Consider the following 23,713-nt stretch of genomic DNA (forward strand, 5'->3'; position numbering starts at 1 on the left):
TGGCTGTGTAATTATTCATTGGGCTATTATTTGTGCAGTAAATCTCAAGCGTATAACTATTAATCGGGCATTTGCTAATCGGGCAACTCTTGGTTATATGATTCTAGTGAACCGAACGCAGCGTTGATTATATTCAACTGCAACTATACATTGTCTATTTGGTATAATAAGCAACAATGATAGTAGGTTTAGATGACTGTGATGCCGACCTCATAATCTATGATTGATGGATTATGTTCGTACTCAATATCAAAGCCTATTGCTAATAGAACAAATTAAAATATAGATATCTACAAGGTTTAAGTTATGCCCGCTGCTAGTGAATTAGTCATCGAACGTGTATCGCATTCTATACAGTTATCAGCGAATTTAACTGCTGCACAGCAGAACGATATTGCGGGTTTACTAGAGCTGCTACCGATTGAAAGTCATAACTCAGATAATGTAGCTACAGCGCAATCTGAACTAAATATAAAAGGTTTCGTTGATGGACGCGGTCTTGCATGCCCGATGCCATTGTTAAAAACTAAGGTCGCATTACGTGACGTAACAGTTGGCGAATCACTGTATGTGGTTGCAACCGACCCTAACTCGCAAGCTGATATCACAGCGTTTTGTAGACAAAGTCAGCAATCACAGTCGGCAGATTATTTAAAGCTAGTGGTCAATGAAGTTACTGACCACTCGTCAGTTGATGGCACATCATTACAGCGTTTCGCTACAATATATCACTTCATCATTACCAAAACTGATAGCAACTAAGCGCTGCTATCCTTTACAATTAAATCATAAAGATTTTTATCTGACTATTTGCTTAACTATTTAACCAAGGTCAAGAATATGGCTAATACTTCTACTGATGCTGTAAATACAAATAAAAAAGATGGCTCAGCTCCTATAAAAAATGATGCACGCGATGCTGCATTAAAGGCCGCGGCTCAGCGACCACCTTATGATGCGAGTACATTGGGCAATACCAGTACGCGCGACTTAGTACCAGCTATGCCAACTCACCTGTCAGCGCCAGGGGTAAATTTGGGTGCGTATATCAATACTGTCCATCAGATCCCTATTTTGACACCAGTACAAGAGCAAGAGCTGGCGCATCGCTATTATGATGAAGGTGATGTCGAAGCCGCTCGTCTACTGGTGATGTCGCATCTACGTTTTGTGATTCATATCGCGCGTAGTTACTCGGGCTATGGATTGCCGCAAGCAGATTTAATCCAAGAAGGTAACTTAGGATTAATGAAAGCAGTTAAACGTTTTGACCCGAATAAAGGCGTACGTTTGGTATCCTTTGCCGTACATTGGATTAAAGCTGAAATTCATGAGTTTGTGATTCGCAACTGGCGTATTGTGAAAGTTGCGACTACCAAGGCTCATCGTAAACTGTTCTTTAACCTCCGTAGCCTTAAGAAGACCAATAATCAGCTGACACTAGAAGAAGCGGACGCTATCGCTAATGACTTGAATGTCACACGCAAGCAAGTGTTAGAGATGGAATCACGTCTAACTTCTTATGACGCTTCGTTCGAGGCGCAGTCAAGCGACGATGATGATGGTCGCTATGCCCCTCAGCTATTTTTGGAAGACGGTATCGACCCAGCTGAGCAGTTAGAGGAAGCAGATTGGGAAGAAAACAACTCGTCAGCACTTATCGCTGCTATGGGTACCTTAGATGATCGTTCGCGTGATATTGTCGAACAGCGTTGGTTATCTGAGCAAAAATCCACTTTGCATGAGTTAGCTGCGGTTTACTCTATCTCAGCTGAGCGAGTCCGTCAGATTGAGAAAAATGCCATGGACAAGATTCGTGATGCGATGACCATTGATAGTGTGATTTTGCCAGATGATATTCAGTAGCCTTAAGATGATACGAGTTGTTCAATGTTAAATTGGATCGGTATTGCAGCAATTAATATGGCAATTGCTGTTGCTCTGGGCGCGTTTGGTGCTCATGGTCTAGAAGGTCGTGTCAGCACTCAACAACTCGAGTGGTGGCATACGGCAACGCTATATCTTTTTGTACATGCGCTTGGATTATTGCTTGTGGGCTTACTGATTCGTTTGAAATATATTACTCAGACGACCGCTTGGTTACTACAAATTGGCATTATCATTTTTGCTTGTAGTTTGTATGCAATGACGCTTGGTGCACCGCGTTGGTTCGGTGCGATTACGCCTATTGGCGGTGTTCTTATGATTGTAGGTTGGCTATGGCTGGCCGTTTCCGCCTTTCGATTGAAAGACTCAGTTAGCTGAGCTACTCGATAGTAATTGTGATTTTTAGCTCTTTACATTAGCCGCAATGAATTATCAGTAACAAAACAAAAGATACGTAGTGAATAGCGGATACACAGGAATTTTAATTTAGTAGGGAGTATTTAATATGAGCACCATTAGTGTCAATGGTAAAAGCTTGCAAACCACTCATCAGACTGTGCAACTGGTTATCAATGAGCTTGGCCTTAGTCAGGGTCGTTACGCTGTGGAAGTCGACGGCGAGCTGACGCCAAAGAGCGAGCTTGCTCAACTGCGTATCGTAGAAGGTATGAATATCGAAGTAGTACAAGCCGTCGGCGGTGGTTAATAATGTTTAGATAGATAAGCTTGAGCTGATAGCTAGTTCATTTTCATTCTAAGTTTACTAATGCTAAAAAAGACCTCAACGTATTACATGTTAGAGGTCTTTTTTTACGTCAATTACAAACTAATGCAGTAGCTACTTATAAATTTTTTATTCTCTTAGTCTACTTTCACTAGCTTATAACGATAGTGTTCAAAGTTTTAAACCCGAACTATGCTGCTGGTACTGCTTCTGCAGGGGTTAGATCCTGATAGCGACCATCGCGTCCTGCACCCTGAGTCTTTTTGCGCTCTTGACGGGTTTTGTACTTACGTACTTGTCTATCTAGCTTGTCTGCCATCTCGTTAATGGCTTTATACATATCATCTTCATACGCTTGGACAAACATTTCTTGACCCGAGACACGCATAATTGCTTCAGCTTTATGGCTCTTTTTACCGCCAGCGCTAGCACCGCTATTGTCTAACGATAAAATCACTTGAATACTTTGTATCTGATCGAAGTGACGCTCTACTTTTTCAAGCTTCTCGCGTACTGCCGTGTCCATAGCTTCGGTAACGCTGATATGATGACCACTGATAGAAACATTCATATTGTTGTCCTTTTATTTGTAACTTACAATCAACAGATGAGGTAGCATTCTTGCTCTTATCATCCTGCCTTACCACTAACTATCCCAATGCCTCTAGTAATGTGTCGACGTATCCTTTTATCGTCTCCTTTATTAGTTGTAAATAAATACTATAAATCGGCACTTGGTTTTCGTTGTTGGTATGACTCTAATTTGTCATGAAAATCGCCCAGTAGCAAGCCATTAAATTGTAATTAAGTGTAACAATACCTATTATTTCTACTTGGTTTCTATATAATCAAAAAATTTTATTTTTTATATCTGTTTTATACTATACAGACAGGTAGCCATTAACCTTATAGAAAGATGAGCTTAGACAATTAGTATTTCTGTTTGCGCTGAGTAGACGAGCCAATATTCATTGCTTCACGATATTTAGCGACGGTTCTTCTGGCTATATCGATACCATCTGCTAACAGCTCATCTTTGATACGACTATCTGACAATGGTTTTTTGGGATCTTCGTCAGCGATGAGCTTTTTAATCATGGCACTGATAGCGGTCGATGAGATATCTCCATCAGCACTACTTACGTGAGATGAGAAGAAGTGTTTCAAAGAAAACAATCCTTGCGGCGTCAAGATGGTTTTACTGGTGGTAAGGCGTGAGACTGTCGACTCATGCAAGTCAACTTCTTCAGCAATTGCCTTTAATATTAGGGGTTGCATGGCGGTTGCACCATGCTGCAGGAACTCTTGTTGATAGCGTACAATGCTAGTCGCTACTTTGAGTAGGTTTTGATTGCGCTCTTCGATACTACGAATAAACAATCGAGCATCGGTGAGGTTTTCGCGCAGATATTGATTGTCAGGGCTGTCATCGCCACGCTTGACCAAATTGGCATATTCTTGGTTTACGCGTAGTTTTGGTAAGGTGTCTGGATTGAGGCGTACATACCAACCATCCTCTTCAGCTTCAGAGTTACTTGTCGCCTTATTATTCCTAACAGGTGTGACCAACACATCTGGAATATCGTAGCTCTCAGGCGACTGGGCATAGTCAGGCTGGCTAGACTGAAACAGCAGCCCTGGCGAAGCGTTCAAGGTACGTAGTAGCGTAAGTGCAGGTGTGATGTATTCTGGTGCAAGCCCTGTGCGTTCAGTCAGTGCTTTAATATTATTACTGACTAAATGCTCGCTCGCTGATAGCAGCGCTTGGGCTTCTTGTAGGTATTCGGTGCGGGCATCTAACTTAGATAGCTGAATCGATAAGCACTCGCTTAAATGACGCGCCCCCACACCAACTGGATCACAGGACTGGATAATACGTAATACAGTTAAGACTTCTTCTTTTTCAACGCGCTCATCCCATTGATAGAAACTTGCCATCGTATCAAAGCTCTGCAGTAGCTCATCTATATCAATTCGAATAAAGCCCATATCATCCATGGAGTCTATTAAATATTCTGCAATCAGCGTATCGGCCTCTGATAAACGCTTAAAGTTCAGCTGCCAGCGCACATGATCTTGAATGGTAGACGATGTACCGCCTTGGTAACTATCGAAATCTTCATCACCCCTACTATTGCCAGAGCCCGTGGCGGTGGAGGCATAGTTATCCGTTTCAAAGCTACTTATATCAAAGCTATCGGCATCAGAACTGCCGTAGCTATCTACATCTATTGCACTATCATCGATATTAGGCTGTTGTAATTTATCCAAACTATCACTGAAGCTATCGCCACTGTACTCTGTACTGGTAGTAGGTACTGAGTCAAATGAGTCACTGCTACTTTGATTCCAGCTATCAAGCGTCAACGGCTCGCTCCACTCCTCTATTTCATCGTCACCACTGTCGTATTCGTCATCGTTTTCGATACGTTCAAGTAATGGATTACTATCTAGCTTTGCCTGAACCTCTTGTGCGAGCTCAAGACTAGAGAGCTGCAGCAATTTTATGGCTTGCTGCATTTGCGGGGTTAGCTTTTGTGAGTTGCTCAGCGTGGTCGCCAATCCGAACGACATACTCATGGGCGGCTTATTGCACTCCGATCTTAGTGATATTGTGTTTATTCTGTCAGTAAAGGTAACGACATAAATCTTATCAGGACATGACGATAGCATTTTTTGCCACAATTTTGCTATGATAATTTATGTTTTGTCCGGATACGTTTGGTTTGCTATCGCTAGTAAACTAACATCTTGGCAAGGATGAGCAACCCATAAATACGAGCAGTCTGCTCATTACCGCGAAAATATTATAATAAATTACGGTGAATGACCAATACAGCTCACACCCAATAGGAATATTGTCATGAATTCAAGTAACCATCAACTTAACGTCGCTGCTATTCAAATGAACAGTCAGCAGAATGTTGAGGATAATTTAGCAGATATCAAAGCAGCCATCACAGATGCACAAGCTCAAGGTGTTGAGCTTGTTGTATTGCCTGAGAACTGTTGTAGTATGGGACAGCAATCTGCTACTGCCGAGCGTTTTGATGACTTATCAGCGACGATAGCAGATTACGCCCGCATTGCTGGTATCCATGTACTAGCAGGCTCGTTACCCTGCCATTATCGTCCTGATGGTACTGTCGTTCCTGATGGTAGATTGCGCCAAGTGAGCCAGCTGTTTGCACCAGATGGCACTCGCGTCGCACGTTACGACAAGATTCATCTGTTTACCGCAACTGTGGCCGATAAGCATGGCAGCTATAACGAAGCGGCGACCTTTGAGCCGGGTACGCAGACCGTAATTGCACCATTAGCAGTAGGCAATACAGTCTATCAACTCGGCATGATGGTATGTTTTGATTTGCGCTTCCCAGCATTGGCGCAGCGTCTACGACAAGCCGGTGCTGAACTGTTGAGTGCACCTTCTGCCTTTACGTACTTGACTGGGCAAGCGCACTGGTCGTTGTTGTTACGTGCTCGTGCTCTAGACAGTCAATGTATGGTCATTGGCGCAGCACAAGGTGGCGATCATCTCTATAAAGATGGTAGTACCCGTCAGACATGGGGACATGCAGCCATTACAGCGTTTGATAGTACTGTTATCGCAAGCTATGACGATAGCAAGTTGGATAAACAATATGCCATCGTCATGGCGTCATTAGACAAGCAAGCGCAAGAGCAAGGCCGCCAAAAACTGCCTATCTTTGATTGCCATCGTTTGGCGTAGATTGTGAAATACAGTGGATTTCGTGCCTAATTGCTAGGACAATTCTTCATTTTGAGCATGAGTTGCTCGTGGATGGGCGCGATCATAAACCTGCGTTAATTTTGCAAAATCGACGTGGGTATAAATTTGCGTGGTGCTAATATCACTATGCCCGAGCATCTCTTGTACAGCGCGCAAGTCACCACTGCCTGACAGCATATGTGATGCAAAACAATGACGCAGTAGATGAGGATACATGTTTTGGGCGATACCTGCGCGGGTAGCAGCGACTTTTAAGCGCTGTTGCACTGCCCGTGTTGATAATCTGGTGCCGAGTTTTTCACTGATGAACAATGCGCAATCCATCTGCTCTACCCAAAGGTTACGATGCGGTAGGTAGCGACTAATCGCTTCTGCGGCCTTTATCCCTAATGGTACTAGCCGTGTTTTATTTCCTTTACCTGTGACTCGTACCCGTAAGTCAGACAAATCTACATCTGCCATATCGAGTGCAACCAACTCGCCAACTCGCAAGCCACTACTATAGAGCAATTCGAACATAGCTTTATCACGTAACCATAAGCGCGCTTGCTCTGGTGTATCAGGGATCTCTTGATCGAGTAGCTGAGTCAGCAAATCGACATCAGCGATAGAAGGCAGCGGTCTAGGGCTACGCTTCAGCTGATAGCCAGTGGTTGGGTTGATACGTGCTAGCTTTTCTTCAATCATCCAACCATAAAAATGCCGAATCGCAGACAACTCTTGCTGGACACTGGCAAGCGCCAACTTATCTTCATCAAGACGTTGACTGATGTGCTGGGCAAGTTGCCGTTTATCACAGCGTGTCCACGTTAGACGCTTACCACGCAAAAATAACGCCAGTTGATTCAAACCAGCGAAATAAGCGGTCAGAGTATGCGGCGAATGGTTGCGCACAGACAATGTATTGAGCCAACGATGCACAGGTGCGAGCAACTCTCGTAATGCAGCGTCCGACTCTATAGTGGCAGCCAGCTCAGTAGATAGCCAAGGTGCTGAGCTCGCTGCCTGAATGTTTTTATTGGTAGACATAAACATATTAGAACCATCCTTGGCATTTATACGATTGGCCTAACAACAGTTATCAGCCTTCAGCATTGGGTTTAAGACCTGCTTGTGCCATCAGGCCATCTGGACTAAATACGCCTTCATAGACAAAAGCGGTCGGACCCGTCATCGTAACTGAATAGCCTGGCTGCCACTTGATAATCATACTGCCACCATATAGCTGTGCGCGAACTTCCTCACCCTCATCAAGCCAGCCTTCACGTATACCAACGGCTACTGCTGCACACGCGCCGGTACCACAAGCTTGGGTCTCACCCACACCGCGCTCGTACACACGTAGACGAATGTGTCGCTGATTCATCACTTGCATAAAGCCCACATTGACGCGGTCTGGGAAGGCAGGATGCGATTCAATTGCTTTGCCTAAAGTCTCAACCTCAGCATCAAGTACGTCATCGACTTTTATCACAGCGTGCGGGTTACCCATATTGGCAACGTACAGCTGTACCGGTGTACCATTTACATCAAGATGATAGGTGTTTTGGATTTTGGTCGTCGCTCTTGGGCTAAACGGAATCTCATCTGGCTCAAATTTAGGCTTGCCCATATCGACATCTACCCAACCGTAGCGATCAGTGGTCAGAGAAATAATACCGCTAGCCGTCTCAACGCGTAGACGCTGCTTAAATGACAGTTTACGTGCCTGCACAAAACGCGCAAAACAACGCGCGCCATTGCCGCACTGTTCGACTTCGGTACCATCAGTATTAAAAATACGATAACTGAAATCGACATCAGGACGCATCGGTGGCTCGACTACGAGCAGCTGATCAAAACCAATGCCTAGGTGACGGTCGCCCAATAACTGCACCAAACCCTTGGTCAAATCTAAGCGCTGGGTCACTAAATCAATGACCATGAAATCATTACCCAACCCATGCATTTTAGTAAACTCTATTAGCATATCTTTGATGTCCTATCCTATTTTTATGTATGCCTTATATTAGCACGCTGTCAGATACAATCATAATAATACCAATCCCCAAAAATACGATTAGCGGTGTCAAACTTGTTTAGTCTACAGTGAGTAGTACTTGCACTCGTTTTCCTTGCTACTCTAATTTTTGTGAATGGTGTTGCCTTCAACTAAAGGCATGCCTTCAATTAAGAATCAGCTTTAATTAAAAAGCACTTCCCTCAAAATCCAGTCATAAAAAAACCCATTGTCATTATCACAATGGGTTCTCTTCAATCATCAAATACGGCGATAGTTTTGGCTCGTCTTTAATAACCTTACTGCGCCTGCCACAATGTTTCATTTTCATATAATGATTCAATCGTTTCGCGCTTGCGGATTAGCTGATGACTATCACCAGACACCATCACTTCGCTAGCACGTGGGCGTGAGTTGTAATTACTACTCATGGTAAAGCCGTAAGCACCTGCACCCGTGATGGCCAATACATCGCCTGTGGCCAATGACAGTAGGCGGTCTTTTGCCAAGAAGTCACCCGTTTCACAAATAGCGCCAACGATGTCCCATGGCTGCGTGCCATCCGTATCGATACCATCGCTAGGCAATACACTTGGAATCACCGCCATCTCAGCTTGATATAAAGCAGGACGAATCAAGTCATTCATAGCGGCATCAACAATAGCAAAGTTCTTATGCTCAGTCGGCTTGAGTACGTCAACTTGAGTCAATAGCACGCCAGCATTGGCAACGATACTACGACCTGGCTCAAAGAACACGGTCAAACCAAGCTCGCTAAGTTTTGGCAATAATGCTTGGGCAAACTCATCGATAGACACAGGCGTCTCATCAATATAGCGCACACCCAAACCACCGCCCAAATCGATATGCTGTAACTCAATACCAGCGTCACGCAGGCTATGTATCAGCTCAATCACTTTATCTAATGCTGCAACAAATGGCTCTACCTCAGTCAACTGCGAGCCGATATGACAATCAATACCAACGATGTCTATATGTGATAAATCAGCCGCTTGCTGATAAACCGCTAATGCGTCTTCGTGAGTGATACCGAACTTGTTGTCTTTGAGACCTGTTGAGATATATGGATGGGTTTTGGCATCGACGTTAGGGTTAACGCGTAACGAGATTGGCGCAGGCTTATCGAGTGACTTTGCCACTTCATTGATTAAAGTCAGCTCGCTGATAGACTCGACATTGAAGCAGCCAATACCTTGAGTCAGCGCATATTCGATATCACTATACGTTTTGCCAACGCCTGAGAATACTACACGTGATGCTGCGCCATCTGCCGCCAACACGCGCATTAGCTCACCGCGAGAGACAATATCAAACCCAGCACCTGCCTGTGCCAAGACACCAAGCACGGCAAGGTTAGAGTTTGCTTTTACGGCATAGCATACTTGATGATTCAGACTGGCAAAGCTATCGGTATAAGCTTGATAAACGTCCAATATTGCTTGCTGTGAATACACGTAGCATGGTGTGCCATATTGTTTTGCTAGCTCATCAATACTGACCTGCTCCATATTCAATGCATCGCCGCGATAGCTTAGCGCTGGCAAGTGAGCACTCAACGCTTTCGGGTCAACATACAACCCTTGCTCAGTTTGGATAGTAACGGATTCGCCAGTAGCAGAATCGGTCAAGTCAGCAGGTAGTTCAGAATGACTCATATAAACATCTCTAATATAATCAGATTATCAAGGGTGAAAATTAAATTTAGGTAGCAAAGCTATTTAGTCAATCAGGCAGTAAAGAATCGACAGTTAGTGAAACTGTTAATTAACAAGCACCTAACCGCTATCCATTGGCTCAGCTTAACGATTATTAGCCTAGTAATTAATAGCTTAGCAATTAATAGTCGTTGGGATCAGTACTAGGCTCAGGTAGCACCATTTGCTCTTCTAGGTAGCGGTTTTTTTGATAGTTATCATCGTCGATGCCTGCAAAGGCTGCATCTTGTGGATGGCTAGTACTATCCAGTACAGACACACTGCCCTCTATCGTTTGACTACTAGAGTCTGCCAGATATAGATCGCCTTTTTGCCCGCAGCCTGACAATCCTAGCATAACCGCACTGCCAATAAATAAAGTGGCGACAGCCTGACGACTGGTACGAGCGAACGAGCTAGCATGCTTGACTGCTGAGGGGCTGTGTATAGTAGACATATAATAGATAACCTGTGAGCTTACGACGGCATAAGGGCGATAGTAAATCGTGATAAATAAAAACTAAATGGACAACCAAACCGACAGCGAAAGCACTGCCGTTATGACCATTTTCATCATAACATTATTACATAAAGCTGTACGGATACTGAATATGATTGGTGAATAAATTTGCGTGATGTTGGATATTTTCTAAAACATTAGTCGAATTTTTATAGTAATATCGTCTGCGAGCTTAGATATGAATGTATGACATATAGGTATCTCGACAATATTTCTTACAATTTCGTGAGCAATAGCCCTGTTATGCCGCCCATACAAGTTATCCATTTATAATTCTACAACTCATTGAATATAATTGATTTATTTTACATTTAGCCATTTATTAATCACACATTTTAAACCTTGCCCCTGTCGTGGTGTAGAAACAAAAATGTGTTACATTATATTCCCAGTTTGCGGCGGCAATAGGATGCTAGCCTGAGATGCATACGCATTACCTCATGAGCATGGATGCATAGCACTGTCAGAAACAGTAGCCCAAGTATAAACAAAATCGCCAATATATTTGCTTGATATTATCAGCATAGATATGGCTGATTTTTATTTACTCGGCGGTTATCGACTTCATCAATTCCATATAATAATGACATCACATCTCAGTGACCTTTACTACAGCACTGAGATATCAGCGATGTAGCATTTGATGATAATAAAACAGGACGTGGCAATAGACGTCTTTTTTGTATCGAACGAACGATATAATTAATTTGCCCTTTATAAAAACCAATCTAAGGATAGAGTATGAGCGCCAACCTAAGTACCACTTTTGATGATAAGAACAGTGAAACATCAACCCTAACCAGCCCCACTTTAGTCCTCAACTGCGGTTCGTCTTCTATCAAATACGCGTTGATTAGCGATGACAATTCTACTCGTATCACCGGTCTTGCTGAAAACTTAGGTCTCGATACAGCCCGTATCAAACACACCACGCTAAATGGCGATAAGTTAGAGATTTCTATCCCTGGTGGTAGTCACAAACTTGCCCTGCAAAAAATCCTAGAGCTATTAGAGCAATATCATTTCATCGCAGTCGGGCACCGTGTGGTACATGGCGGCCGTGAATACTCTCAAGCCGTTCGCGTTGATCAGCATGCGTTAGAGGAAGTGAAACGTCTAAAGATATTGGCTCCACTACATAACCCTGCCAATGCTTTGGGTATTGAAGCGGTTCAAGCTATTTACCCTGACATTCCACAAGTTGTGGTATTTGATACCGCCTTTCACCAAACCATGCCACCCGTTGCCTTTCGCTATGCGTTGCCAAAATATCTATACGAAGAGCACAAAATCCGTCGTTATGGCTTCCATGGTACGTCTCATGCTTATGTCTCAGAACGTTCTAGCAAAATCACTGAAGCGAAAGGTCCTCATGGTTGGATTACCGCGCATCTAGGCAATGGTTGCTCAGCAACTGCCGTATATGATGGAAAAAGTCTCGATACCAGCATGGGTCTGACCCCGCTTGAGGGACTGATGATGGGCACACGTAGCGGCGATGTCGATCCAAGCTTACATATGCATCTGAAACGTCAGCTCGGTATTAGTCTAGAAGAGACGGATAAGATGCTAAATAGTGAAAGTGGTCTGCTTGGTATCTCTGGTCTATCAAATGATTTGCGTACTATTGAGCAAGCTGCGAGCGAAGGTCATAAAGATGCGCAGCTCGCCATCGAGATGTTCTGCTACCGTGCTGGTAAATACCTCGCCAGCTTAAGCTGTGCACTGCCTGAATTCACCGGTATTGTATTCACAGGTGGTATCGGCGAAAACTCTGTCACCACGCGCGCAAGCATTTTAGCCGTCATGCGTCATTTCGGTATCAAAATGGACGCTGAAAAGAACGCTGGATTGTATGGTGGCCAAGAAGGCAGCTTCCAAGCAGAAGGTAGCAGTGTCGAGCTGTGGGTCATTCCTACAGATGAAGAATACCGTATCGCTCAAGAGACTCGTCAAGCATTGAAATTAGTATAAGACGATTGATTATAATGCCTAGCGCTTATCTTGCGAGACGCTTATAAAAAGCTGAGAACGAACAAGATAAAGCGCTTGGCATTTTTATACTGCGTTTCTCATGCTGCTCAAAATGACTCGACGTCTAAAATAAAATAAATTGTAGGACACATTATGCAAACCATTTTACTTGTTCCCATTAGTCGCGGTATCGGTGTGACATCAGCCGCGCTAGGGCTAATCCGTGCCTTTGATTACAACGGTATCAAAGCGGGCTTTATGAAGCCGTTTTTGCAAGATGATACGCTAGACAAACAACACAGTTTAGACAGCTCAAGCGCATTGACCATGCACGCATTTGGCCTAAATCCGCCTGACTCTATCAGCCGTCAACACGTTGAGCGTATGCTAGGCGATGACAATCTCGATGACTTGATGGAAGAAGTGATTGCCAATTTCCATACGATCGATGATGGTCATGACGTGATTATCTGTGAAGGTCTGGTGCCAACTACTGAGACCTCTTATGCTTCACAAATTAACCGTGCACTTGCTCACGCGCTAGACGCCAAGATTATATTTGTCAGTACCGCTGATATCAGTAAGCCTGCCTATTTAGCAGACAAACTGGATGTCCATGCCCGTGAGTTTGGCGGGGTCATTGATTCACGGACGCTAGGCGTGATATTGATGCGAGTACAAGACGTACCGAACACCTTTGATAATCAACCTGTCGCGCCGGGTGAGGCCGTTGTCAGCTTAGATCCGAACTTCCTGCAAGAGGTTCAGCGTCTATCGCCTTCGTTTAATACCGAAGTATTCCGTCTTATCGGGGTAGTGCCTTTTAGTGATTCCCTATCTGTGCCACGCACGTGGGATATCGCAACGGAGCTTGATGCGACTTGGCTAAATGTTGGCGAAGCAAAGACACGTCGTATCAATCGTATTAGTCTAACTGCTCGTTCAGTGGCGCGCGTCAACGAAGTCTTTAAGCGTGGTACGTTAATGGTCGTGCCCGGCGACCGTGATGACTTGCTGTTGGCTGCTGGATTGGCCTGTATCAATGGGATTCCATTGGCAGGTCTAGTGTTAACAGGTGGCATCACCCCAAGCGATACAGTTGCTGAGCTTTGGCAATCAGCACTCAAAACTGGCATACCAGTCATGAGTGTCGAAAGCGACAGCTACGAGACGGTACAGAGTCTCATGCATATGAGTTCTGAGATTCCAAGTGATGATACAGAACGTGCTGATGAAGTGGCTCGTTATGTGGCGGCGCATTTGGATCTGAGCTGGATTAAAGAATACTTCAGCCGCAATCATGAACCGCGTCTGTCGCCATCAGCATTTCGCCATCAATTGGTCAAAAAATCACAACACGCTAAGAAACGTATTGTATTGCCAGAAGGCGCAGAACCACGTACGGTCGAAGCGGCCTGTATCTGTCAGAGTCGCGGTATCGCCAACTGCGTACTACTTGCTAAGCGTAGTGACGTTGAGCAAGTGGCCAAAAACCGTGATCTAACACTACCTGAAGGGTTGGAAATTATCGATCCTGATAACCTCGATATGAGCAAATATATCGCCGCTGTCGTAGAGCGCCGTAAAGGCAAAACCACTGCAGAAGTCGCTGCTGAATACCTAAAAGATACGGTCTATTTAGGTACTATTATGCTCCAACTAGACGAAGTAGATGGTCTGGTCTCAGGTGCGATTCATACCACTGCCAATACGGTACGCCCAGCATTCCAGTTGATCAAGACCGCGCCGCAGTACTCACTCGTGTCGTCAGTATTCTTTATGCTGCTACCTGAGCAAGTGGTCGTCTATGGTGACTGTGCGATCAACCCAGATCCTAACGCTGAAGAGCTTGCAGAGATTGCCATTCAATCAGCACAGTCTGCTGCTGCCTTTGGTATCGATCCAAAAGTTGCAATGATCAGCTATTCTACTGGCTCATCAGGCGCAGGCGCAGATGTCGAAAAAGTCGCCCGTGCCACACAAATCGTTCGCGAGCGCGCACCAGACCTCAAGGTCGACGGCCCACTACAGTATGATGCGGCGTCTGTCATGAGCGTCGGTAAGCAAAAAGCGCCTGACTCACCCGTCGCTGGACAAGCCAACGTCTTTATCTTCCCTGACCTCAATACTGGTAACACGACGTATAAAGCGGTACAGCGTAGTGCCAACGTCGTCAGTGTTGGCCCTATGCTACAGGGCTTGAATAAACCCGTGAATGATTTATCACGCGGTGCCTTGGTCGACGATATCGTCTATACCATCGCGTTAACTGCTATCCAAGCGTATAGCGATTTGATTTAATCGCTGTAAGGCTCGCTAATTAAAGTTCTATACAAAGCCGACTATCATTATGATGGTCGGCTTTTTATTGGTGCTTTGGTGACAGACAATGGTGACAGATGCTCGTCTGCCCTCTACAATAGCGCTATCATCAAATCATTTAACCTAAAAAGGCCAGACAGTAAAAGAGCAAGGTGCATGAAAGTTTACGTGCGCCCTATCTACTTTTACACATTTATTTATGCCAAATACGAGCAACAGCCCACAAGAAAAAACACCTCCACCTGCCATTCGTGCCTACCTTGGTGGCTCGTTCGATCCCGTACATAATGGACATCTAGAAGTAGCGATGTCGGTCTATCAACACCTACTACCAATTGCAACGCAGCTACAGCGCACGCTGCATGTGTCTTTATTACCCAATGCGCGCTCGCCATTTAAGACCCAAAGTACAGACCCTAATCATCGCTTGGCGATGTTAAAGCTGGCGACAGAGAATACACCGATACAGATTAATGAGCTGGAGCTGTGGCAAGCGCCGCCTGTCTATACGATCGACAGTGTACGCACATTAAGACAACAATATCCTAATGACAGTTTGATATTTATCATGGGTATGGACAGCGCCCATAGTTTAGATAAATGGAAAGATGGCTTGCGTCTCACTGACCATGTCAATTTATGGGTGTTTAATCGTCAGAGCAGTACCGATGTGAGTGATGGTATTAGCGAAAAATTTACTGACCGCACTATCTCTTCTAAAAATAATACAGCGACTACGGAAGATATTGCTACTCTACAATCGCAATTGCCGTTGTCGTTGCAACCTCATATAACAGACTCACCTATCGAGCTGTTAACTCCAACCATTCAGCGCTCGTCAGATAGCTTAAACTCAAATAGTACTAATCCAAATAACACTGATCCGACTAGCACTGACTTAAACAGCTCTGACTTGAAAAACGCGAATCAAGGACGCATTTATATAGATGCGCGACCTATTACTGCGGTATCAAGCACACAAATACGTGAACAACTACAGAAACTAGACGATCTAACAAATAAAATGCCAGTCGCTCAACGGCAAATCGCATCTATAGCATCAATAAATGATATCATTAGCAATACTGAATCTAATCCATTAGCTAAATGGCTAAATCCTGCTGTTTATCAATATATTATCGCCCATCAGCTATATTCTGCTGCTCAATTCCGTTAAAATCGCCTTATCTATGTCATTTTGCCTATCCTGTCTCTATGCGTGACTGACAACATATGATCAGTCGGATAAGACAAATTGACGTTTTACCCCTTTATTTTACATATTTACGATTCAAGAGATTAAAATTTATGACCAACACCATGACTGCAGAACGCCTAACAGAATGCTTGACCCTAGTACAAAGCGCTCTAGATGATATGAAAGCAAAGAACATCACTGTAATGAATGTAGAAGAGTTGACTGACGTAACAGAGCGCATCATCATCGCTGATGGTACCTCAAAGCGTCATGTACGTGCGATGGCTGATAGCGTCGGCGCTGAAGCTAAGCAAGCTGGTTTTATGCCACTTGGCCGTGAAGGTGGCATCGACTCTGACTGGACGTTGATTGATTTGGGCGCAGTTGTCGTCCACATGATGACGCCGCAAGCACGTGAGTTTTATGACTTAGAAGGCCTATGGTCATCACCTGAGCAGTTGGCTGAGCTAGTTGCTACCCCTCGCGAAAAGAAAACTGCGGGTCGTCGTAACAAAAACAAATAAGCTTGTCAGTGACGATATTCGTTCAAGATTAAGAAACGCTCCATCAAAAAGACCAGAATACTTATTCTGGTCTTTTTTTATGTAAATTTTATGGTGATGAACCAGTATAATCAGATACATCATTGAGTACAGATAAGCTCATTTCATATTAGTATTTATTGACCACTAAAATTAAGCCGCCTTCGCCTATTCATTCTACTTATTAGGAAACTTTATGAGCGCAGAATCGAACACGTTATCACCTGGGCAAACTTCAACAGACTTTAACCAAGACTTGCCCCTACATATCGCTACCCTCACTTGTGTCCGCGCTGGCAAATCTATGCCATTCGCCCGTGAAGAAATGAGCGCCATTGATAAAGCACCTATCAAATCTCCTGTCGCCGTCAACTTTATGGGCTTAACCACTGATGAACAGGCTGACCGCAAGCATCATGGTGGCCCACTCAAAGCCGTGCATCAGCTAGCGCCTGCAACATATGAAAGAATCAATGCAGAATTCAGTTTAAAGGTTCGCGTCGGTACGCTAGGAGAAAACCTTACGACTGAAGCTATCAATGGTCTGCCTGAAATGACCGAATCTATGGTTTGTATTGGCGATGTTTTTCAATATGGTGGGCATTCTGGAAACGGTCAAGACATTAGTAATGATGATGCTAGCGTTCAGTTACGTATCGTCCAACCGCGACGCCCCTGCTACAAAATCAACGACCAAATTGGCCAATTTACCAAAGTACCAAATATCGCGGCATGGGTCAGCAAGCAAGGTATCTCTGGCTGGTATTTCCAAGTCGTCCGTGATGGCATTATAGAAGCTGATTTACCCGTATATTTGATTGAGCGCCCTTATCCGTTTGCGACATTAAAGACGTTATGGCAATTGGCCAATTCTAAAGAGAAATATGATGCAGATACTATTGAACCGTGGCTCGCGATTGACTGTTTAGAGGACAGTTGGAAAAAGGTTCTGGCTAAAAAAATCCAACAGGATTGAAAAGGTAACACTCAACAAAAACCTTTAATATGACTTTTCTATTTATAAAAGATAGCCACTACCCTGCGTAATGGCGTCACAAGGTTTTTCATGTTCTATGTCAGTTCCATAATAAACACTCTCTCCTTCTACATCTTTGATCGTGAAGGAGCACTCCATGAGTGAACAGACAGGAAGTATCAGCTACCTACAAGCGATAGCGATTAGCGTTGGTGCGATCATCGGCTGGGGCGCTTATGTCATGCCAGGCGATTTGTTTTTGCCACAGTCACAGCTATTAGGCTCTTCTGTTGCTATTATTATCGGTACTTTAGCCATCTATATGGTTGCGCGTGCCTATATTAATTTGCTGACTCAAACGCCAGAAAACGAGTCAGGCGGTATCTATTGGATTGAAAAATACATCAATCGCAAGCATGCCTATATCTATGGTTGGGGCGTCACGATAGGCTATATCTCTATTATCGCGCTCAATATATCAGCCGTCGCTTTGCTACTGCGCTATCTGTTACCTAGCGGCTTACAATTAGGCTATCTGTATACGATTGCTGGTTGGGAAGTCTACGCCAGTGAAGTGTTCTTATGCAGCGCGGCTATTATTTTATTCAGTTATATCAATCTAAAAGGTGTACGAGTCGGCGCAAAAATCCAACTCTATATCGCCCTCTTTATGATTCTATCAGTCACCGCGCTGTTTTTTGCCTCACTTTGGATGACACCAACGAACCAAGCATTTTTGCCAACTGATATGTCTAGCGGCTCTATTACCAGTCTGGCATGGTTACCTATCTTGGCCGTTATGCCGTGGGCGTATGTTGGTTTTGAGACCACACCGCAGATTTCAAAAGCGATTAGTGATTCAAAAACCAAGACCAAAAGTATTATCCTAGTTTCACTCATCGCTGGTGTGTTGTTTTACTTTTTAATCAACTACTTTACCGCGCTAAACATGAGCTTTGACTATCAAGCGATTAAAGACAGCCATTGGGCGACAGGTGAAGGCATAGACAATCGGATTGGTAGCATCGGCATTTGGCTGCTATCGATCGCTATGATTGGCTCGATAATGAGCGGTATCAATGGCTTTATATTGTCATCGGTTAAGCTCTTAGAGTCTATGGGCGATACGTCATTATTGCCCAGTGTATTTACGGATAAACACAACCAATTTAGTAAGCAAAAGACCGTTATATTGATATGTTTGGTGTGCCTACTCTCTCCTTGGCTAGGTAGAAATTATCTACTCGATATCGTGACAATGGCGTCCTTGGGCATCACCGTTGGCTTTGCTTATGTCACGACCGCCGACCTCATCAATGAGCGAAAAAAGAAACAGGCAGGCTTGCTAAATTATCTCTCTGTATTAATCAGTGTGGTCTTTATATCGCTATTGCTACTACCATTTTCACCAGCGGCGCTGTCATTCAATGCTTATGTCTTGCTGGGATTCTTTATTCTGCTTGGGGCAATTGGTTATAAAAAAATCGCAGTCAATCCTAATGTTAATTGAACATAAATAGCATTTGCTAGTTGTGCACAATAAACATCAAACGCAAACGAAGCTATAACCGCAACTCTTCCTATATAGAGCATTTCATGGCAAAAAATATTTCCTCGATGGCATTGGCATCAGTACTAGTATCATGCTCCATGCTATTGCTCGTTGGCTGCGTAACAACGTCAGCGCCGCGTTATGTCATCGACAGCGATAGCTACCAAGCGACTGGCAAAAGCGAGCGCATTAAAACCATCGTCCTGCACTATACGGTCTCTGATAATGAGCGCTCGATAAAGACATTGACCACGGGCAATGTGAGCGCGCACTATCTAGTATTAGACAACGACGACAATAAAATCTATAACTTAGTGCCAGAGAGCGAGCGCGCATGGCATGCAGGTGATGGCGGCTTTGCAGGACGGACGATATTAAACGATACCTCTATCGGTATCGAGATCGTCAATAGTGGCATCAAGCCTGAATATCGAGACGCACTAAAAAATGGCACGCTTGATTATCATCCTTATGAGCATTATGTGGCATTTGATGAATTGCAGATTAAAAAAGTCGCACAACTGGTGCAGGATATCGCCACGCGCTATGACATCTCACCAAAGAATATCATCGGTCACTCCGATATGGCACCCTCGCGCAAGATAGACCCCGGTGCAAAGTTCCCGTGGGAGCGGCTATATTTCGATTACGGTATCGGCGCTTGGTATGATGAGTTTGATAAGCAGTTCTTTATGAACCAAGATGGATTTGCATCGGCCACGATACCTGAGATCAAGCAAGCGTTTCGCAAATATGGCTATCAAATCAACGATACCGATACGTGGGACAAGGCCAGTCGCGATGTCGTCTATGCGTTTCAGCTGCACTTTAGAGCGCAGCAACCAACGGGGAATATGGATAGCGAGACCTATGCGATATTGCAGGCACTAAATAAAAAGTATGCTGGTCGGGATGATTTTTATTGAAGAATACAGACTATCAGGAGACATAAGTCATGAATAATTCTCAAAAAGATGAGCAAGACGATCTGCAACAGTATCTAGAAGAAAAAGCCAAGCAAGAGCAGGAAAAGAAAGAGGAACAAGAACCTGAGCCGCTCTCTGCCTATGATGCTTGTGTGCTAAAGGAAAGTGCCAAGATTCATGAGTTGATCGCTGAGGCTCAGAAGCGTCCCAAAGATGACTAACTGGATAGACGATAGTTAAAGATCAATATTATAAAAATGCGCAAGTTGATGTCTTATGTTTTGAGACATAGCTAAGCCGCTATGAGATCAACACTACAACTAAACAGCACTATATCACTTTATAAAAGAAGGCCTATCTACCGACTATTTAGGCTATTTATTGCGATAGGCTAATGATAAAATCACCGCTCACAAGGTTATAGATAGTATCACTGCTCGCACCATCTCATTGGCTTCCCGCATCTTTGGTTTTATCGTTGATTTTAATGATGGCTAAGATGCTGCGCAGATTCGATATCCTAGCTCTATTACCAATATCTTTATTATCAAACAAACACCAATAATACTAAAAAAGGAATATTTATGTATCAAGTCTTTCAAAAACACCTACAGCAAGAAGTCAGCGATATACGCGAGGCAGGGCTGTATAAAAACGAGCGCGTTATTACCTCTCCGCAAGATGCGCTCATCAAGATCGCCGATGGCCGTGAGATGCTTAACTTCTGTGCCAATAATTACCTTGGACTGTCTGACCATCCTGAGATTAAAAAGGCGGCTATTGGGGCCATTGAAAACTCAGGTTATGGCATGTCATCGGTGCGTTTTATCTGTGGTACGCAAGATCTGCATAAGCAATTAGAAGCAGCGATCTCTAAGTTTTTTAATACCGAAGATACGATTCTTTATGCGGCCTGTTTCGATGCCAATGGCGGTGCCTTTGAACCACTGCTAACTGCTGAGGATGCCATTATTTCTGATTCGTTAAATCATGCTTCAATCATCGATGGTGTACGCCTGTGTAAAGCCGCACGTTATCGCTATGCCAATGCAGATATGCAAGATTTAGAGACGCAATTGCAAGCGGCGCAAGCACAACGTTTTCGTTTGATTGTCACCGATGGTGTGTTTTCGATGGATGGTAACGTGGCGCCAATGGATGAGATTTATGCGTTGGCACAAAAATACGATGCCATGGTCATGATTGACGAGTCGCATTCAGCAGGCGTGGTCGGTCGCACTGGTGGCGGCGTGACTGAATTGTTTAATCTGCGTGGTGATATTGAGCTGATCACTGGCACTTTGGGCAAGGCATTTGGTGGTGCTATTGGCGGCTTTACCACAGGTAAAAAAGAAATCGTTGAGATGCTGCGTCAACGCTCACGCCCATATCTGTTTTCAAATTCTATTCCTCCTATGGTGGCTGCCGCTGGGGTAAAAGCGTTTGAAATGCTCTCGCAAGATAATACTCTACAAGATAAATTGCATGAAAATACCGCCTATTTTGTGAAGCAAATGCAAGATGCAGGCTTCGATATCAAACCTACCGAATCGGCCATTTGTGCTGTGATGCTCTATGACGCCAATGTCTCCCAGCAAATGGCAGATGAACTGCTTAGCGAGGGCATTTATGTGATTGGCTTCTTTTACCCTGTCGTACCCAAAGACGAGGCTCGCATTCGTGTCCAGCTCTCTGCCGCCCATACTCGCGAGCAGCTCGACCAGTGTATCGCCGCCTTTATCAAAGTCGCCAAGCAAATGAAAGTGATTGATTAAGCGTCATTCGGTATTTGTTCGGTATTCACTCGCTAGATTCAACCATTAAGTACAACACCGTTAAATAAGAGAAAAGTATGAAAGCACTGGTTAAAACCCATGCCAAAAAAGGCATTTGGATGCAAGACATGCCAGAACCTACGGTTGGCATCAATGACGTTAAAATAAAAATTAAAAAAACCGCCATTTGTGGTACAGACTTGCACATTTATAAGTGGGATGAGTGGTCAGAAAGAACCATCAAGACGCCGATGATCATCGGGCACGAATACGTCGGTATCATTAGCGAAATGGGCGATGGTGTAAAGCACTTTGAAGTGGGCGACCGAGTCACTGGCGAAGGACATATCGCTTGTGGGCATTGTCGCAACTGCCGCCGTGGCAAGCTCCATGTGTGCGAGAATACTATAGGCGTGGGCGTAAATCGCGATGGCGCGTTTGCCGAATATTTGGTGATACCTGCCGATAATGTCATCAAACTCGATGAGCGTATCAGCGATGAGATGGCCGCCATTATGGATCCCTTTGGCAACGCCACTCATACTGCCCTTTCATTTCCTGTGCTTGGTGAGGATGTGCTAATCACGGGTGCAGGACTGATTGGTTCTATGGCAACAGCGATTTGCCGATTTGCCGGAGCACGTAATATCGTGGTCAGTGATATCAGTGATTATCGCCTAGAGCTTGCCAAAAAAATGGGCGCGACGATGACCATCAACCCAGCCAAAGGTGAAACCATCAAAGGTGCCATTGCTGAGTTAAAAATGCACGGCTTTGATATTGGGCTTGAGATGTCAGGCTCGCCTCAGGCCTTTGATTCGATGATTAGCAATATGTATAACGGCTCTAAAATTGCGCTCTTGGGTATTTTACCTAACACCACCACGGTGGATTGGAGCAAGATTATCTTTAAGGCGTTAACCCTAAAAGGCATTTATGGGCGTGAGATGTGGGAGACGTGGTATCAGATGGAGCAAATGCTGATCAGCGGTATTGATTTGTCACCTATCATTACCCATCGCATGCATATTGATGATTTTCAAGAAGGCTTTGATATCATGGAAAGCGGGCAATGCGGTAAGGTAATTTTAAGCTGGGATTGATGTTTGTGATTCAGCATTTAAGGAGTTGTGGTTAGCCTTTAAATTATCACGACTTATAAAACGGCGCTGATTTCAGTGCCGTTTTTTTTGGGTATTAGAAAGTGATAAGATTCATGAGTTGATTGCTGAGGCTAAAAAATTTTGAAATATACATAGTTCGGTAAAAACATATTAGCTTTCATTTTTAGAGGGATTTCTTAACTATTTCAGTTACGAAAGCTATGTATTGTCTCATACCTTCTCTTTTACTATTTACCTGATCATTTTTAAAAACGTTATATCTTACTCAGCTCTTTTAACGCAGATATCGCCTGCTCCGCCTTATCATCCGACACAAATATATGGTCATGATAATAGGCAGCGATCACATTGGCACTGATACCTTTTGAGGTCAGTTTGGTTGCTATTGCTGCGGTTAGACCTACCGCTTCTAGGCTTGAATGCACCGTCAGAGTGATTTGCTGAAACACGCCTTCATACTGTAAACCTGCTTCGTCAGCTTTGTCTTTTGTTAACACCAGAGTCAGCCCTTCTGACTCTATAAACGTCGCTATTGGCGCTAGGTTTACGTATTCAGCCAATTGACCTTTTACGGTACAAAACACGAATAATTCATCAACCAGTGCTGGCTGCATCGAACTCAATAGCTCATTGATATCTGTAATTCCTGACATTTTATTCTTCCTTATTTTGCTTAATGCTAATCTTTATTGACTGGAATTTTAGCATGGGTGTCATTACTTGTA

At 44.1% G+C, this 23,713-nt stretch carries 22 protein-coding genes; 15 read left to right on the forward strand and 7 right to left on the reverse strand.

Translation table 11 applies throughout. The annotated features are described in order from the left end of the window. Nucleotides 1-306 precede the first annotated feature (306 nt). From JMX63_RS01770 to thiS, 4 genes are all read left to right on the forward strand, one after another. Nucleotides 307-762: a sulfurtransferase TusA family protein gene (locus tag JMX63_RS01770; protein WP_201570482.1), complete on the forward strand. Its 456-nt coding sequence runs from the start codon at nucleotides 307-309 to the stop codon at nucleotides 760-762. Nucleotides 763-1,002: 240 nt separating this feature from the next. Continuing rightward, a complete protein-coding gene (rpoH, locus tag JMX63_RS01775) occupies nucleotides 1,003-1,866 on the forward strand; it encodes an RNA polymerase sigma factor RpoH (RefSeq protein ID WP_197099889.1) in 864 nt (287 codons plus the stop codon). Between the two features lie 24 nt (nucleotides 1,867-1,890). Further along, the gene (locus JMX63_RS01780) at nucleotides 1,891-2,265 is read left to right on the forward strand and encodes a DUF423 domain-containing protein (RefSeq protein WP_101205101.1); all 375 of its coding nucleotides are present in this window, start codon (nucleotides 1,891-1,893) and stop codon (nucleotides 2,263-2,265) included. A gap of 127 nt (nucleotides 2,266-2,392) precedes the next feature. Beyond that, entirely contained in the window at nucleotides 2,393-2,593 is a 201-nt protein-coding gene (gene thiS / locus JMX63_RS01785; RefSeq protein ID WP_101205102.1) for a sulfur carrier protein ThiS, read from the forward strand. Nucleotides 2,594-2,801: 208 nt separating this feature from the next. Here thiS and hpf read toward each other — a convergent pair whose 3' ends face one another. Together hpf and rpoN are read right to left on the reverse strand one after the other, a co-directional pair. After that, nucleotides 2,802-3,182: a ribosome hibernation-promoting factor, HPF/YfiA family gene (hpf, locus tag JMX63_RS01790; RefSeq protein ID WP_101205103.1), complete on the reverse strand. Its 381-nt coding sequence runs from the start codon at nucleotides 3,180-3,182 to the stop codon at nucleotides 2,802-2,804. Between the two features lie 359 nt (nucleotides 3,183-3,541). After that, entirely contained in the window at nucleotides 3,542-5,191 is a 1,650-nt protein-coding gene (gene rpoN, locus JMX63_RS01795) for an RNA polymerase factor sigma-54 (protein ID WP_101205104.1), read from the reverse strand. A 283-nt stretch (nucleotides 5,192-5,474) separates the two neighbouring features. On the opposite strand from rpoN, the gene JMX63_RS01800 reads away from it, so the two are divergent. Next, nucleotides 5,475-6,344, forward strand: coding sequence for a nitrilase-related carbon-nitrogen hydrolase (locus JMX63_RS01800; RefSeq protein WP_201570484.1), 870 nt, complete (start codon nucleotides 5,475-5,477; stop codon nucleotides 6,342-6,344). 33 nt (nucleotides 6,345-6,377) lie between these two features. Here the strand turns inward: JMX63_RS01800 and JMX63_RS01805 are convergent, their stop codons facing one another. The 4 genes from JMX63_RS01805 to lptM form a co-directional block, all read right to left on the reverse strand. Further along, nucleotides 6,378-7,400, reverse strand: coding sequence for a tyrosine recombinase XerC (locus tag JMX63_RS01805; RefSeq protein WP_101205106.1), 1,023 nt, complete (start codon nucleotides 7,398-7,400; stop codon nucleotides 6,378-6,380). A gap of 46 nt (nucleotides 7,401-7,446) precedes the next feature. After that, nucleotides 7,447-8,334, reverse strand: a complete 888-nt coding sequence (dapF, locus tag JMX63_RS01810) for a diaminopimelate epimerase (RefSeq protein WP_101205107.1) — start codon at nucleotides 8,332-8,334, stop codon at nucleotides 7,447-7,449. Nucleotides 8,335-8,663: 329 nt separating this feature from the next. Then, nucleotides 8,664-9,893 (reverse strand): diaminopimelate decarboxylase, encoded by a 1,230-nt coding sequence (gene lysA / locus JMX63_RS01815; protein WP_198551530.1) that lies wholly within the window; start codon nucleotides 9,891-9,893, stop codon nucleotides 8,664-8,666. Between the two features lie 328 nt (nucleotides 9,894-10,221). Beyond that, on the reverse strand, nucleotides 10,222-10,536 hold the full coding sequence (gene lptM, locus JMX63_RS01820; RefSeq protein WP_101205109.1) for an LPS translocon maturation chaperone LptM: 315 nt from the start codon (nucleotides 10,534-10,536) through the stop codon (nucleotides 10,222-10,224). A gap of 804 nt (nucleotides 10,537-11,340) precedes the next feature. Between lptM and JMX63_RS01825 the strand changes: the two genes are divergently transcribed. From JMX63_RS01825 to tdh, 10 genes are all read left to right on the forward strand, one after another. Beyond that, on the forward strand, nucleotides 11,341-12,573 hold the full coding sequence (locus tag JMX63_RS01825) for an acetate/propionate family kinase (RefSeq protein WP_101205110.1): 1,233 nt from the start codon (nucleotides 11,341-11,343) through the stop codon (nucleotides 12,571-12,573). 153 nt (nucleotides 12,574-12,726) lie between these two features. Continuing rightward, nucleotides 12,727-14,874 (forward strand): phosphate acetyltransferase, encoded by a 2,148-nt coding sequence (gene pta, locus JMX63_RS01830; protein WP_101205111.1) that lies wholly within the window; start codon nucleotides 12,727-12,729, stop codon nucleotides 14,872-14,874. Between the two features lie 220 nt (nucleotides 14,875-15,094). Beyond that, entirely contained in the window at nucleotides 15,095-16,072 is a 978-nt protein-coding gene (locus tag JMX63_RS01835; RefSeq protein ID WP_101205112.1) for a nicotinate-nicotinamide nucleotide adenylyltransferase, read from the forward strand. Between the two features lie 131 nt (nucleotides 16,073-16,203). Beyond that, nucleotides 16,204-16,617 carry a ribosome silencing factor gene (gene rsfS, locus JMX63_RS01840; protein ID WP_057758112.1) on the forward strand — a complete coding sequence of 138 codons (414 nt, stop codon included), beginning with the start codon at nucleotides 16,204-16,206 and terminating at the stop codon, nucleotides 16,615-16,617. Between the two features lie 214 nt (nucleotides 16,618-16,831). Then, nucleotides 16,832-17,611: an MOSC domain-containing protein gene (locus tag JMX63_RS01845; RefSeq protein ID WP_101205114.1), complete on the forward strand. Its 780-nt coding sequence runs from the start codon at nucleotides 16,832-16,834 to the stop codon at nucleotides 17,609-17,611. Between the two features lie 157 nt (nucleotides 17,612-17,768). Then, nucleotides 17,769-19,121: an APC family permease gene (locus JMX63_RS01850; protein WP_101205115.1), complete on the forward strand. Its 1,353-nt coding sequence runs from the start codon at nucleotides 17,769-17,771 to the stop codon at nucleotides 19,119-19,121. 86 nt (nucleotides 19,122-19,207) lie between these two features. Then, nucleotides 19,208-20,089, forward strand: coding sequence for an N-acetylmuramoyl-L-alanine amidase (locus JMX63_RS01855; RefSeq protein WP_101205116.1), 882 nt, complete (start codon nucleotides 19,208-19,210; stop codon nucleotides 20,087-20,089). A 29-nt stretch (nucleotides 20,090-20,118) separates the two neighbouring features. Continuing rightward, complete coding sequence (locus tag JMX63_RS01860; RefSeq protein WP_134292352.1) at nucleotides 20,119-20,310, forward strand: hypothetical protein; 192 nt, start codon at nucleotides 20,119-20,121, stop codon at nucleotides 20,308-20,310. 363 nt (nucleotides 20,311-20,673) lie between these two features. After that, complete coding sequence (kbl, locus tag JMX63_RS01865) at nucleotides 20,674-21,864, forward strand: glycine C-acetyltransferase (RefSeq protein WP_201570486.1); 1,191 nt, start codon at nucleotides 20,674-20,676, stop codon at nucleotides 21,862-21,864. Between the two features lie 77 nt (nucleotides 21,865-21,941). Continuing rightward, nucleotides 21,942-22,967, forward strand: coding sequence for an L-threonine 3-dehydrogenase (tdh, locus tag JMX63_RS01870; RefSeq protein ID WP_201570488.1), 1,026 nt, complete (start codon nucleotides 21,942-21,944; stop codon nucleotides 22,965-22,967). 275 nt (nucleotides 22,968-23,242) lie between these two features. Here the strand turns inward: tdh and JMX63_RS01875 are convergent, their stop codons facing one another. Then, a complete protein-coding gene (locus tag JMX63_RS01875) occupies nucleotides 23,243-23,641 on the reverse strand; it encodes an ACT domain-containing protein (protein WP_101205120.1) in 399 nt (132 codons plus the stop codon). Nucleotides 23,642-23,713: the final 72 nt, after the last annotated feature.

Origin of the sequence: Psychrobacter nivimaris, assembly GCF_904846365.1 — a bacterium.
GTDB lineage: Bacteria > Pseudomonadota > Gammaproteobacteria > Pseudomonadales > Moraxellaceae > Psychrobacter > Psychrobacter nivimaris_B.